The 12,546-nt window shown below is 71.7% G+C and carries 10 protein-coding genes; 2 read left to right on the top strand and 8 right to left on the bottom strand.

Annotated features, from left to right (window positions below; translation table 11 throughout):
* Positions 1 to 28 precede the first annotated feature (28 nt).
* A complete protein-coding gene (locus GA0070609_RS30800) occupies positions 29 to 2,155 on the top strand; it encodes a PhoX family protein (RefSeq protein ID WP_088997037.1) in 2,127 nt (708 codons plus the stop codon).
* Between the two features lie 148 nt (positions 2,156 to 2,303).
* Here the strand turns inward: GA0070609_RS30800 and GA0070609_RS30795 are convergent, their stop codons facing one another.
* Positions 2,304 to 3,086, bottom strand: a complete 783-nt coding sequence (locus tag GA0070609_RS30795) for an IclR family transcriptional regulator (protein WP_088997036.1) — start codon at positions 3,084 to 3,086, stop codon at positions 2,304 to 2,306.
* A gap of 154 nt (positions 3,087 to 3,240) precedes the next feature.
* Here GA0070609_RS30795 and GA0070609_RS30790 point away from each other — a divergent pair, with 154 nt between their 5' ends.
* The gene (locus tag GA0070609_RS30790) at positions 3,241 to 4,413 is read left to right on the top strand and encodes an MFS transporter (protein WP_088997035.1); all 1,173 of its coding nucleotides are present in this window, start codon (positions 3,241 to 3,243) and stop codon (positions 4,411 to 4,413) included.
* Positions 4,414 to 4,526: 113 nt separating this feature from the next.
* Here GA0070609_RS30790 and GA0070609_RS30785 read toward each other — a convergent pair whose 3' ends face one another.
* The 7 genes from GA0070609_RS30785 to nuoI all read right to left on the bottom strand — a co-directional run bounded on the left by GA0070609_RS30785 (position 4,527) and on the right by nuoI (position 12,545).
* Positions 4,527 to 5,612 (bottom strand): polyprenyl synthetase family protein, encoded by a 1,086-nt coding sequence (locus GA0070609_RS30785; protein ID WP_088997034.1) that lies wholly within the window; start codon positions 5,610 to 5,612, stop codon positions 4,527 to 4,529.
* A gap of 91 nt (positions 5,613 to 5,703) precedes the next feature.
* A complete protein-coding gene (gene nuoN / locus GA0070609_RS30780; RefSeq protein ID WP_088997033.1) occupies positions 5,704 to 7,257 on the bottom strand; it encodes an NADH-quinone oxidoreductase subunit NuoN in 1,554 nt (517 codons plus the stop codon).
* Complete coding sequence (locus GA0070609_RS30775; RefSeq protein ID WP_088997032.1) at positions 7,254 to 8,786, bottom strand: NADH-quinone oxidoreductase subunit M; 1,533 nt, start codon at positions 8,784 to 8,786, stop codon at positions 7,254 to 7,256. The genes nuoN and GA0070609_RS30775 overlap by 4 nt, the downstream gene beginning before the upstream one ends.
* A gap of 64 nt (positions 8,787 to 8,850) precedes the next feature.
* The gene (gene nuoL / locus GA0070609_RS30770) at positions 8,851 to 10,806 is read right to left on the bottom strand and encodes an NADH-quinone oxidoreductase subunit L (protein ID WP_088998063.1); all 1,956 of its coding nucleotides are present in this window, start codon (positions 10,804 to 10,806) and stop codon (positions 8,851 to 8,853) included.
* A gap of 13 nt (positions 10,807 to 10,819) precedes the next feature.
* Entirely contained in the window at positions 10,820 to 11,137 is a 318-nt protein-coding gene (gene nuoK, locus GA0070609_RS30765; protein WP_088997031.1) for an NADH-quinone oxidoreductase subunit NuoK, read from the bottom strand.
* Positions 11,137 to 11,907, bottom strand: a complete 771-nt coding sequence (locus tag GA0070609_RS30760; protein ID WP_088997030.1) for an NADH-quinone oxidoreductase subunit J — start codon at positions 11,905 to 11,907, stop codon at positions 11,137 to 11,139. The genes nuoK and GA0070609_RS30760 overlap by 1 nt, the downstream gene beginning before the upstream one ends.
* Positions 11,904 to 12,545 carry an NADH-quinone oxidoreductase subunit NuoI gene (gene nuoI / locus GA0070609_RS30755; RefSeq protein WP_088997029.1) on the bottom strand — a complete coding sequence of 214 codons (642 nt, stop codon included), beginning with the start codon at positions 12,543 to 12,545 and terminating at the stop codon, positions 11,904 to 11,906. The genes GA0070609_RS30760 and nuoI overlap by 4 nt, the downstream gene beginning before the upstream one ends.
* Between the last annotated feature and the right edge of the window lies 1 nt (position 12,546).

Raw genomic sequence — 12,546 nt, 5'->3', positions numbered from 1 at the left:
ATCGACCCCTTTCAGGAGGCTCCTCCCCATGAGCGACCGTCCCCGGCTGCTCCCGCTGCTCGGCGCCACCCGCCACGGCGGCCGTGACGCCATGACCTGTCTGTACCGGTGCGGCAACGCCTGCGACCACCCGGTGCCGAACACCTCCGACAACACGTACTTCGGCGACGTGGTCAGCGCCGAGGTGACCCGCCGTGGCGTGGTCCGGGCCGGCGCGGTCGGCGCCCTGGTCCTCGGCTTCGGTGGCGCCGCGGCCGGCGCGCTGGCCGGTGCCGCACCCGCGGCGGCCGCCCCGGGCACCCCGGTGGTGCCCGAGGCCGCCGGGTTCGGCCGCCCCGGCCGGGGCGTGGGCAGCGGCGCGCTGACCTTCACGCCGATCCCGCCGAACAAGCTCGACACCCTGGTGGTGCCAAACGGGTACGACCACTCGGTGGTGATCCGCTGGGGCGACCCGGTGCTGCCCGGCGCGCCCGAGTTCGACCCGCACGAGCAGACCGCGGCCAGGCAGGCCCGGCAGTTCGGCTACAACAACGACTTCGTCGGCGTGCTGCCGCTGGACAAGCAGGGCCGGCGCGCGCTGCTCGTGGTCAACCACGAGTACACCAACGAGGACCTGATGTTCCCCGGCTTCACCAGCCAGGACGCGCTGACCGTGGAGCAGCTGCGGGTGGCGATGGCGGCGCACGGCATGTCCGTGGTGGAACTGGAGCGGGTGGGTGGCACCGGGCAGTGGCGGCCGGTCGGCAAGGGGCGCCTGCCGTACAACCGGCGGGTCACCGCGCTCAGCACCAAGTTCGAGCTGACCGGGCCGGCCGCCGGCTCCGCGTGGCTGCGTACCGCCGCCGACCCGAAGGGCCGGACGGTGATCGGCACGCTGAACAACTGCGCCGGCGGGGTCACCCCGTGGGGCACGGTGCTCTCCGGCGAGGAGAACTTCAACCAGTACTTCGTCGGCGGCGACGGCGCGCCCGCGGAGCTGAAGCCGAAGCTGGCGCGGTACGGCATCACCACCGACGCCCGCTACCCCAGCGGCAGCCGCAAGTGGGAACGGGCCGACGAGCGGTTCGACCTGGCGAAGCACCCGAACGAGGCGCACCGGTTCGGCTGGATCGTGGAGATCGACCCGTTCGACCCGGAGAGCCGCCCGCGCAAGCACACCGCGCTGGGCCGGTTCAAGCACGAGGGCGCGAACGTGATCATCGCGAAGAGCGGGCACGCGGTCGCGTACATGGGTGACGACGAGCGGTTCGACTACCTGTACAAGTTCGTCTCCGACAAGAAGTTCATGCCGGGCAACTCCTGGGTCGCCCGCAAGCACAACCTGACCCTGCTGGAGTCCGGCACCCTCTACGTCGCCGAGCTCTACCAGACCAGCGCCGGCGAGATCGACGGCTCCGGCAAGCTCCCCTCGGACGGGGCGTTCAACGGCCGGGGCCGGTGGATCAAGCTGGTCAGCGGCAACCGCTCGTACGTGGACGGGATGACCGCCGCGGACGTGCTCACCTTCACCCGGCTGGCCGGCGACAAGGTCGGCGCGACCAAGATGGACCGGCCGGAGGACGTCGAGCCGAGCCAGCTCACCGGCAAGGTGTACGTGGCGCTGACCAACAACACCAACCGGGGCGTCGGCAGCAACCCGAAGGCGGACGAGGCGAACCCGCGTACCGCCAACAAGCACGGCCACCTGCTGGAGCTGGTCGAGGACCGGGGCGACAACTCGGCCGAGACGTTCGTCTGGTCGGTGCCGATCGTGGCCGGCGACCCGACCGACCCGTCGACCTACTTCGCCGGGTACGACAAGACCAGGGTCTCGCCGATCTCCTGCCCGGACAACGTCGCCTTCGACGCCACCGGCAACCTCTGGATCTCCACCGACGGCAACGCGCTGGGCAGCAACGACGGCCTCTTCGCCACCGCCGTCGAGGGCCCGGAACGGGGTCACCTCAAGCAGTTCCTGACCGTGCCGCTCGGCGCCGAGGCGTGCGGCCCGTTCATCACCGGCGACAACCGGTCGGTCTTCGTGGCCGTACAGCACCCGGGCGAGATCACCGGGGCGTCCCTGGAGAAGCCGGCCTCGACCTGGCCGGACGGGGACTTCGCCAAGCCGGGCGTGGTGGTCACCTGGCGGCTCGACGGCGGCCCGGTCGGCAGCTGACGTCACTCGGGCGGTCCCGGCGCCGGACCGCCGGCGGGGCCCTCTCCCAACCGGGGAGAGGGCCCCGTGCCGTCGTCGCGCTCTTCGCGGTGCCCGGCGGGCTGACCGGCCCCGCTGTCCCGGCCCGCCGCCGGCCACCGCCCCCGGCTCAGCTCTCGGCGGCGATGCCGTCGGCGATCGCCCGGGCGGCGGTGAGCAGCTTGGCGCGTACCACCCGGGCTGAGGTCATCATCTCGCTGGCCGGCAGCGCGCAGGCCAGCACCACCCGACGCTCCATGTCCTTGTCCGGGGCGACCAGCACCGCCGCGCAGGCCACGCCCTGCCGGAACTGCCCCAGCTCCAGCTGCATGCCGCGCCGGTCACCGGCGGCCAGGTCGGCCTCGAACGCCTCCACGTTGGTCAGCGTGGCGCTGGTGAACGGCCGCATACCGTACTCGCGCAGGTAGCGGAAGCGCTGCTCGGCGGTGAGCGTGCCGAGCAGCGCCTTGCCCAGCGCGGTGGCGTGCGCGCCCTCGTCGAAGCCGGGGACCAGGTCCTCCAGGTACGGCGTACGCGGCCCCTCGGCCACCGCGGTGATCGCCACCTGGCCACCCACGAACCGGCCCAGGTAGTGGCTGTAGCCGGTGTCCGCGGCGACCCGGCGCAGGCTCTCGCCGACCGCCGGCGGCCCGCGGAACGCGGTCACCAGCTCGCGGTAGCGGTCCGCGACCTCCAGGCCCACGATGTACGTGCCGTCCTCGCGGCGGATCACGTAGCCCTCGTAGGCCAGCGTGCGGACCAGGTGATAGGTCGTCGCCACGGTCAGCTCGCAGCGCCGGGCGATCTGCTTCACGGTCAGCCCTTTGGGGGCACGGCCGACCGACTCGAGCACTCGTAGCGCGCGGGACACGCTCCGGATCAGATCCGAAGGCTCCGCCAGGGGGTCGCGCACAACCACCTCCGCCGCCGGGGACTTACACCATATGAAATACCGGCCGGGCGCGAAATGCCTGTTCGGGTGGAGGATGCCAGATCGTCATAGACGAGTTGTGCTTCAGCCGACACGATGCGTGCCGTGAGCTGGACTCGCGTAGGTTTGCCGCATCATGGCCGACACCGCGCTGCACCCGGCTCCCGCGCCGGCCCGGCCCGTCCGGGCCGCCGCCGGCGCCGTCGCCGTCACCATCGCCTCCGTCCTGCCGGTCTTCCTGGTCGGCGGGCTCGCCGTGCAGGTGGGCGAGGATCTGGGTTTCTCCCCGGCCGGGCTGGGCCTGGCGGTGTCGGTCTACTTCGGGGTGGGCGCGCTGGCCTCGGTGCCCTCCGGCGCGCTCGCCGAGCGGTACGGGCCGGCCCTGGTCGCCCGGGCCGCCATCCTGATCTCGGCTGGCAGCCTGCTCGCCATGGCGGCGCTGGCCCGCTCCTTTCCGGTGCTGCTCGGGCTGCTCGCGCTCAGCGGCACCGCGAACGCCCTCGGCCAGATGGGCAGCAACGCCGCGCTGGCCCGACACGTGCCGCCGCGGCGCCAGGGCCTGTCGTTCGGGGTGAAGCAGGCGGCCATCCCGGTCTCCACGCTGCTGGCCGGCGTGGCGGTGCCGACCGTGGCGCTGACCGCCGGGTGGCGCTGGGCGTTCGTGGCGGCCGCCGCAGCCGCGCTGGCCGCCTGGGCGGCGGTACCCGTGCGGGAGCCCCGCCCGGCACGGCGGGACGCCGGCAGCCGCGCCAGCCGGGCCACCGGCGCCCTGGTGCTCGTCGGGGTGGCCGCGACGCTCGCCGCGGCGGCCGCGAACGCGCTCGGCACCTTCCTGGTCGACTCCTCGGTCGACCGGGGGCTGGCGCCCGGACCGGCCGGCCTGACCCTGACCCTCGGCAGCGCGGTCTGCGTCGCCGCCCGGGTCGGCGCCGGCTGGCTCGCCGACCGCCGCTCCGGCGGTCACGTGGCCGTCATCGCCGGCATGCTGGTGGTCGGTGCCGGTGGGCTCGGTCTGCTCGCGGTGGCCGGCACCGGGCCGCTGGTGGTCGGCGTGGTGCTCGGCTTCGGACTGGGCTGGGCCTGGCCGGGGCTGATGAACTTCGCGGTGGTCCGGCTGCATCCGCAGGCGCCGGCCGCGGCCACCTCGATCACCCAGACCGGGGTGTACGCCGGCGGCTGCCTCGGCCCGCTCGTCCTCGGCACGGTCGCCGCCCAGACCGGCTATCCCGCCATGTGGGCCGCCGCCGCCACCGCCATGCTCCTGGCCGCCCTCCTCATGCTCACGGCCACCCGCCTCCTCCCCCGCTAACGGTACCGGCGGGTTGATCATGAAGTTGTTGCGGCGACACGCCGATGCGGGTGACAACAACTTCATGATCAACGACGACCGGGGCGGCCGGGTGGTGCGGGAGGGGGCCGGGGTCAGCTGGTGCGGTCGGCGATGTAGTCGCAGAGGGATTCGAGGGCGCGCCGGGCCGGGTTTTCTGGCAGCGGGGCGAGCTGGTCGCGGGCGTCCTCGGCGTAGCTGCGGACGGTCTCCCGGGCGCGCTTGAGCGCCGGGCTCTCCCGGAGCAGGCCGAGCGCCTCCGCGTGCAGGTCGTCGTCGGTCACCGGGCCGGTGGCCAGGATCTCCCGCAGCCGCACCGAGGCGGCGTCGGCGTCGTCGGAGGCCAGCGCGTAGAGCACCGGCAGGGTCGGTACGCCCTCGCGCAGGTCGGTGCCGGGGGTCTTGCCCGACTGCACCGACTCGGAGGCGATGTCGAGCAGGTCGTCGGAGAGCTGGAAGGCGACGCCGATGGTCTCGCCGTAGCCGGCCAGCGCCTCGATGTGCTCCGGCGCGGCGCCGCCGAACATCCCGCCGAAGCGGGCCGAGGTGGCGATCAGCGAGCCGGTCTTGCCGGCGATCACGTCGAGGTAGTGCGCCACCGGGTCGTCGCCGGGGCGCGGACCGACCGTCTCGGCGATCTGGCCGTGCACCAGCCGCGCGAAGGTGCGCGCCTGCAGGCGTACCGCCTCGGCGCCCAGGTCGGCCGCGATGTCCGCGGCCCGGGCGAAGAGGTAGTCGCCGACCAGGATGGCGACCGAGTTGGTCCACCGCGAGTTGGCGCTGGGCGCGCCCCGACGCACGGCGGCCTCGTCCATCACGTCGTCGTGGTAGAGCGTCGCCAGGTGGGTGAGCTCCATCACGACCGCGGCCGGTACGACCTGCGCGCCGGTCGGGTCGCCGAACTGGGCGCCGAGCGCCACCAGCAGCGGCCGGAACCGCTTGCCGCCGGCCTCCACCAAGTGCCGGGCGGCCTCGGTCACGAACGGGTCGGCGCTGGCCACACTGGCCCGCAGTTCGACCTCGACGGCCTCCAGCAGGCCCAGCACGGACGCCTCGACGCGGGGATCGGCGAGATAGAGGCCGAGCGCGCCGAACTGACTCGTGCTCACCCGGCTCCGGCGGCCGCCGGAGCCGGTGGCACCTGAACGCTCGCCAGCCGGAATCACCACGCTATCCACCATGCCACACCCCCTCGACCTGCTCCGGACTGGGGATACGCACCGGGGGCCGGCCCGCCGTGGCGGACCGGCCCCCGTGGGCCCGGACGACGGGTCACCGCACGAATTCGGCGGCTCCCGTGGCGAGGTCGAGCAGCGGCGCCGGGGCGACCCCGAGCACCAGGGTGGCGACCACGCCGATCATGAGCGCGGCCGAGGTGAGGCCGCCCGGCACGGTGACCGTCGGGGTGGACTCGCCCGGCTCGGAGAGCCACATCATCACCACGACCCGCAGGTACGGGAAGGCCAGCACCATGCTGGTCAGCACGCCGGCGATCACCAGCCACGCCTGCCCACCGTCGAGCGCCGGGGCGAACACCGCGAACTTGCTGGTGAAGCCGCTGGTCAGCGGGATGCCCGCGAAGGCCAGCAGGATGAAGGTGAACACCCCGGCGTAGAACGGCGAACGCTTGCCCAGCCCGGCCCAGCGGGACAGGTGGGTGGCCTCCCCGTCGGCGTCCCGCACCAGGGTCACCACGGCGAACGCGGCGAGCACCGAGAAGCCGTACGCGACCAGGTAGAACATGGTCCCGGAGAGCCCCTCCCGGTTCGGCGCCAGGACGCCGACCAGCAGGTACCCGGCGTTCGCGATCGACGAGTAGGCGAGCAGCCGCTTGATGTCGGTCTGGGTGACCGCGAGCACCGCGCCGACCAGCATGGTCAGCACCGCGACCGCGCCGAGCACCGGGGTGAAGTCCCACCGGGCCCCGTCGAAGGCGACGTGGAACACCCGCAGCAGGGCGCCGAACGCGGCGACCTTGGTGCAGGCGGCCATGAAGCCGGTGATCGGGGTCGGCGCGCCCTGGTAGACGTCCGGCGTCCAGACGTGGAACGGGGCGGCCGCCGCCTTGAACAGCAGACCGATGCTGAGCAGCGCCATGCCGGCGAAGAGCAGCAGCGGGCTGGCAGTGGACTCGGCCACGGCGGCGTTGATGGTGGCGAAGTCGACCCCGGCCGCGCCGTTCGGGGTGCCCGCGGTGAAGCCGTAGACCAGGGCCACCCCGAACAGGAAGAAGGCCGAGGCGTACGCGCCGAGCATGAAGTACTTCAGCGCGGCCTCCTGGCTCAGCAGCCGCCGGCGGCGGGCCAGCGCGCAGAGCAGGTAGAGCGGCAGCGAGAAGACCTCGAGCGCGATGAACATGGTCAGCAGGTCGTTCGCCGCCACGAAGATCAGCATGCCGCCGATCGCGAAGGTGGTCAGCGGGTACACCTCGGTGGCCCCGCTCACGCCCTCGGCCTGCCGCCGGTCGTCGGCGGACTCGGCGGGGAACGCGGCCTGGGCGACGAACGCCCCGCCCCGCTCCACCGAGCGCTCACCGATGAGCAGCAGCGCCATCGCGGCGAGCACCAGGATCGCGCCCTGGAGGAAGAGCGTCGGCCCGTCCACCGCGATCGCCCCGCCGATGGTGATCAGCCGGTCGTCGGCGTTCAGCACCACCATGGTGAGCGCGCCGAGCACCGCCAGCAGCGCCAGCGACAGCTGCACCAGGTGCCGCAGCCGCCGGGGCACGAACGCCTCGACCAGCACGCCGAGCAACGCGGCGCCCAGCATGATCAGGCTCGGCGCGAGCGCCGGGTAGTCGATCGAGGGCAATTTCAGTTCGTTCACTTCGCGGCCTCCTGCACGGTGCCGACCGAGGGCGCCGGGTCGGTGCTGCCGACGTCCTGCATGGTCGCCTGGATGGCGGGATTGATCACGTCGGTGACCGGCTTCGGGTAGAAGCCGAGCAGCACGATCAGCGCGATCAGGGGTGCGACCACGACCTTCTCGCGCAGGTTGAGGTCACGCCGCATGCCGTCGACCTCGGTCAGCGCCGGGTTGAGCGTGCCCTGCGTGGTGCGCTGCACCATCCAGAGCACGTACGCCGCGGCCAGGATGATGCCGAGCGTGGCGATGACCGCCACCGGCTTGTTCACCGTGAAGGTGCCGATCAGCACCAGGAACTCGGAGACGAACGGCGCGGTGCCGGGCAGCGCCAGCGAGGCGAGACCGGCGAAGAAGAGCACCCCGGCCAGCAGCGGCACCAGCTTGCCGGCGCCGCCGAAGTCGCTCACCAGCGCCGAGCCCCGCCGGGCCACGAACATGCCCACCACCAGGAAGAGCAGGCCGGTGGCGAGGCCATGGTTGACCATGTAGAGCACCGCGCCGGTGCCGGCCTGGGTGGTGAAGGCGAAGATGCCCACCCCGATGAAGCCGAAGTGCGCGATCGACGTGTACGACACCAGCCGCTTCAGGTCGTTCTGGCCGACCGCCAGCAGCGCGGCGTAGATGATGCCGATCAGGCCGAGCGCCAGCGCCCACGGGGCGAACCACTTGGCGGCGTCCGGGAAGAGCGGCAGGCAGTAGCGCAGGATGCCGAACGTGCCGACCTTGTCCAGCACGCCGACCAGCAGCGCGGCCGCGCCCGCGGGCGCCGCCCCACCGGCGTCCGGCAGCCAGGTGTGGAACGGGAAGAACGGCGCCTTGATCGCGAACGCGAGGAAGAAGCCGAGGAACAGCCAGCGCTCGGTGCCGGTGGAGATGTCCACCTGGGACAGCGCCTGCCAGTCGAAGGTCTTCCCGCCGACCACCCAGAGGCCGATCACCGCGGCGAGCATGAACAGACCGCCGACCAGCGAGTAGAGGAAGAACTTCACCGCCGCGTACTGCCGCTGGTGGCCGCCGTAGCTGCCGATCAGGAAGTACATCGGCACCAGCATGACCTCGAAGAACACGTAGAACAGGAAGACGTCGGCGGCGGCGAAGACGCCGATCATCGTGCACTCGAGGACGAGCAGCAGCGCGAAGTAGACCGGCACCGACCGCTTGGACGACTCGGCGTCGTGCCAGGAGGCCAGGATCACCAGCGGCACCAGCACCGCGATCAGCATCAGCATCACCAGCGCGATGCCGTCGGCGGCGAAGGTGAAGTTGACGCCCCAGTTCGGGATCCACGGGTAGGACTCGCGGAACTGGAACCGCTCACCGCCGACCTTGAAGGCCACCCACATGACCACCGACAGCGCCAGCACCAGCACCGACCAGCCGAGCGCGACCTGCTTGGCCAGTTCCGGCCGCGACCGCGGCAGCAGGGCCACCACCAGGGCGCCGACCAGCGGCGCCACGGTGAGCACCGAGAGGAACGGGAAGTCGGACATTATGCGGCCTTACCTCCGTCGTCACTGCGCGGTCCGCCGGTGACGGCCGCCTGGAAGAGGTCGATCACGCCAGCCACCCCGCCTCGACGGCCAGGAACGCCGCCAGCACCAGCAGCGCGCCGGTCAGGATCGAGGTGGCGTACGACCGGACGAAGCCGGTCTGCAGCCGCCGGAGCCGACCGGAGCCGCCGCCGACCGCCGCGGCGAGGCCGTTGACCAGCCCGTCCACGCCCCGGTTGTCGAGGTAGACCAGCGCCCGGGTGAGGAAGATGCCCGGCTTCTCGAAGACCGCCTCGTTGAAGGCGTCGGTGTAGAGGTTGCGCCGGGCGGCGGTGACCAGCACCCCGGCCGGCTGCGGCTCGGTGGCCGTGCCGGCCCGGAACAGGAACCAGGCGAGCCCGGCGCCGAGCACGGTGACCAGCAGCGAGAGCACGGTGATCACGGTGTGCGAGAGCACCGCGTGGTGGCCCTCCTCCTGGCCGCCGAGGCCGGCGGTGGCCGCCAGCCAGTCCGGCACCGAGGTGGCGAGCAGGAAGCCGGCCCCGACCGAGCCCGCGGCGAGCAGGATCAGCGGGATGGTCATCAGCTTCGGCGACTCGTGCGGGTGCTCGATGTCCTCGGTCCAGCGCTTCGGGCCGTGGAAGGTGAGCACGAAGAGCCGGGTCATGTAGAACGCGGTCAGCCCGGCGCCGAGCAGCGCGGCCATGCCGAAGAGCCAGGCCGTCCAGTCCTCCCGCTCGAACGCGGCCACGATGATCGGCTCCTTGGAGAAGAAGCCGGAGAACGGGAACATGCCGATGATGGCGAGCCAGCCCATCATGAAGGTGATCCAGGTGACCTTCATGTACTTCGACAGCCCGCCGAAGCGGCGGATGTCGACCTGGTCGTTCATCCCGTGCATGACCGAGCCGGCGCCGAGGAACATGTTGGCCTTGAAGAAGCCGTGCGCCAGCAGGTGCACGATGGCCAGCGCGTACGCCGCGCCACCGAGCCCGACGCCGAGGAACATGTAGCCGATCTGGCTCACCGTCGACCAGGCCAGCACCCGCTTGATGTCGTCCTTGGCCGCGCCGATGACGCAGCCGATCAGCAGGGTCAGCGCACCGACGCTGACCACCACCAGCTGGAGCGTCGAGTTGGCCGAGAAGATCGGGTTGGACCGGGCGATCAGGTAGACGCCGGCGGTGACCATGGTGGCGGCGTGGATGAGCGCCGACACCGGGGTCGGGCCCTCCATCGCGTCCGGCAGCCACGCCTGGAGCGGGAACTGGCCGGACTTGCCGGTCGCGCCGAGCAGCAGCAGCAGGCCGAGCACCAGCACGGTGGTCGCGGTCAGCGAGCCGACCCCGGTGAACACCTCGTCGTACTGGGTGGTGCCGAGGGTGGCGAACATGATGAAGATGCCGATCGCCAGGCCGGCGTCGCCGACCCGGTTCATCAGGAACGCCTTCTTGCCGGCGGTGGCCGCGCTCGGCCGCTCGTACCAGAAGGAGATCAGCAGGTACGACGCCAGACCGACGCCCTCCCAGCCGAAGTAGAGCATCACGTAGTTGTTGCCGAGCACCAGCAGCAGCATGGCGGCGACGAACAGGTTGAAGTACCCGAAGAAGCGCCGCCGGCCCGCGTCGTGGGCCATGTACTCGACCGCGTAGAGGTGGATCAGGAAACCCACCCCGGTGATCAGCAGGACGAAGACCGCGGCCAGCGGGTCGAAGAGCAGACCGAAGTCCACCCGCAGGTTGCCGACCGTGATGAAGTCCCAGAGGCTCAGCTCGACCGACTTGTTCTCCAGGCCGCGCAGCTGGAAGAAGTAGGTCAGGCCGAGCAGGAAGGCGGCGCCGATGGCCGCCACACCGAGCCAGTGCCCCCAGCGGTCGGCCCGCCGGCCGAGCAGCAGCAGGACCGCCGCGCTGACCAGCGGGATGGCCACCAGCAGCCAGACGCTGCCCAGCAGCCCGTCCGCCGCCGCATAGGTGACGGCGCCGGCCGGCTCGGCCGGGGCGTTCGCAAGAATCTCCACCACCGCAGGCCCCTCAGTACTTCAGCAGGTTGGCGTCGTCGACGCTCGCGGAGCGCCGGGTCCGGAAGATCGACATGATGATCGCGAGCCCGACCACGACCTCGGCCGCCGCCACCACCATCACGAAGAACGCCATGATCTGGCCGTTGAGGTCACCATTGATCCGGCTGAAGGTGACCAGCGTCAGGTTGGCCGCGTTGAGCATCAACTCGACGCACATGAACAGCACGATCGCGTTGCGCCGGATCAGCACCCCGGCCGCGCCGATGGTGAACAGCACCGCGGCGAGGACCAGGTAGTAGTTCGGCTCGACCGAGAAGAACTCGTCCATTACTTGTCCGTCCCCTTCAGCGCGGTCTCCTCGGCGGTCAGCTCGCGCACCGGCAGGATTTCCGGGGTGCTCCGCTCGGTCAGCCGGCCGTCCGGCAGCCGGGCCGGGGTGGCCACCGAGGAGGAGGTGGCGAAGACGCCGGGGCCGGGCTTCGGGCCGGGGTAGTTGCCCGGCCGGAAGCGGGCCCGCATGGTCGCCGGCTGGTCGAGCCTGTCCTGCTTGCGCCGCTCGACGTGGGCCAGCACCATCGCGCCGACCGCCGCCGTGATCAGCAGGGCCGAGGTGAGCTCGAAGGCGAAGACGTACTTGGTGAACAGCAGCCGGGCGATGCCCTGCACGTTCCCCTCGGCGTTCGGCTCGGCCAGGCCGACCGCGGTGACCCCGTCCAGCCCCCGGTAGAGGCCGGTGCCGACCAGGCCGGCGAAGCCGAGCGCCAGCAGCAGCGCCGCGGTCCGCTGCCCGCGCAGCGTCTCGATCAGCGAGTCCGACGCGTCCCGGCCGACCAGCATCAGCACGAACAGGAACAGCATCATGATCGCGCCGGTGTAGACGATGATCTGCACCATGCCGATGAACGGCCCGGCCTGGAGCACGTAGAACACGCCGAGGCAGAGCATGGCCAGCACCAGCCAGAGCGCCGAGTGCACGGCGTTGCGGGCGGCGACCATCCCGATCCCGCCGATCAGCGCCAGCGGGGCGAGGATCCAGAAGGTGACCGCCTCGCCACTGGAAACCGAGCCCGCCGCGGCGAGCACCGTCTGCGTGGTCATGCTCCGTCTCCCTTGCCCGCGGTGGCCCGCTGGGCGTGCTGCTCGGCGCCGGGGAAGGTCACGCCGGGGTGCTCCTCCACCCGGTACCGCCCGGGGCCCATCGGGGAGCGCTCGGCCCCGGCCGAGGTGCCCGGGTTCTCCAGCGCGCCGACGTAGTAGTCCTTCTCGCTGTCGCCCAGCCGCATCGGGTGCGGCGGCTGCTCCATGCCCGGCAGCAGCGGCGCGAGCAGCTGCTCCTTGGTGAAGATCAGGTCCTGCCGGTTGTCCCGGGCCAGCTCGTACTCGTTGCTCATGGTGAGCGAACGGGTCGGGCAGGCCTCGATGCACAGGCCGCAGAAGATGCACCGGGCGTAGTTGATCTGGTAGACGCTGGCGTACCGCTCACCGGGCGAGAAACGCTGCTCGTCGGTGTTGTCGCCACCCTCGACGTAGATCGCGTCCGCCGGGCAGGCCCAGGCGCACAGCTCGCACCCGATGCACTTCTCCAGCCCGTCCGGGTGCCGGTTGAGGATGTGCCGCCCGTGGTAGCGCGGCGCCGAGACCGGCGGCTTGAACGGGTAGTCGGTGGTGACGACCTTCCTGAACATGTGCGAGAAGGTGACCCCGAAGCCCTTGAACGTTCCGGTGATCGCGCCCACG

It is taken from the genome of Micromonospora echinaurantiaca, from assembly GCF_900090235.1.
Lineage (GTDB): Bacteria > Actinomycetota > Actinomycetes > Mycobacteriales > Micromonosporaceae > Micromonospora > Micromonospora echinaurantiaca.
This window is presented reverse-complemented; position numbering and strand designations above follow the sequence as displayed.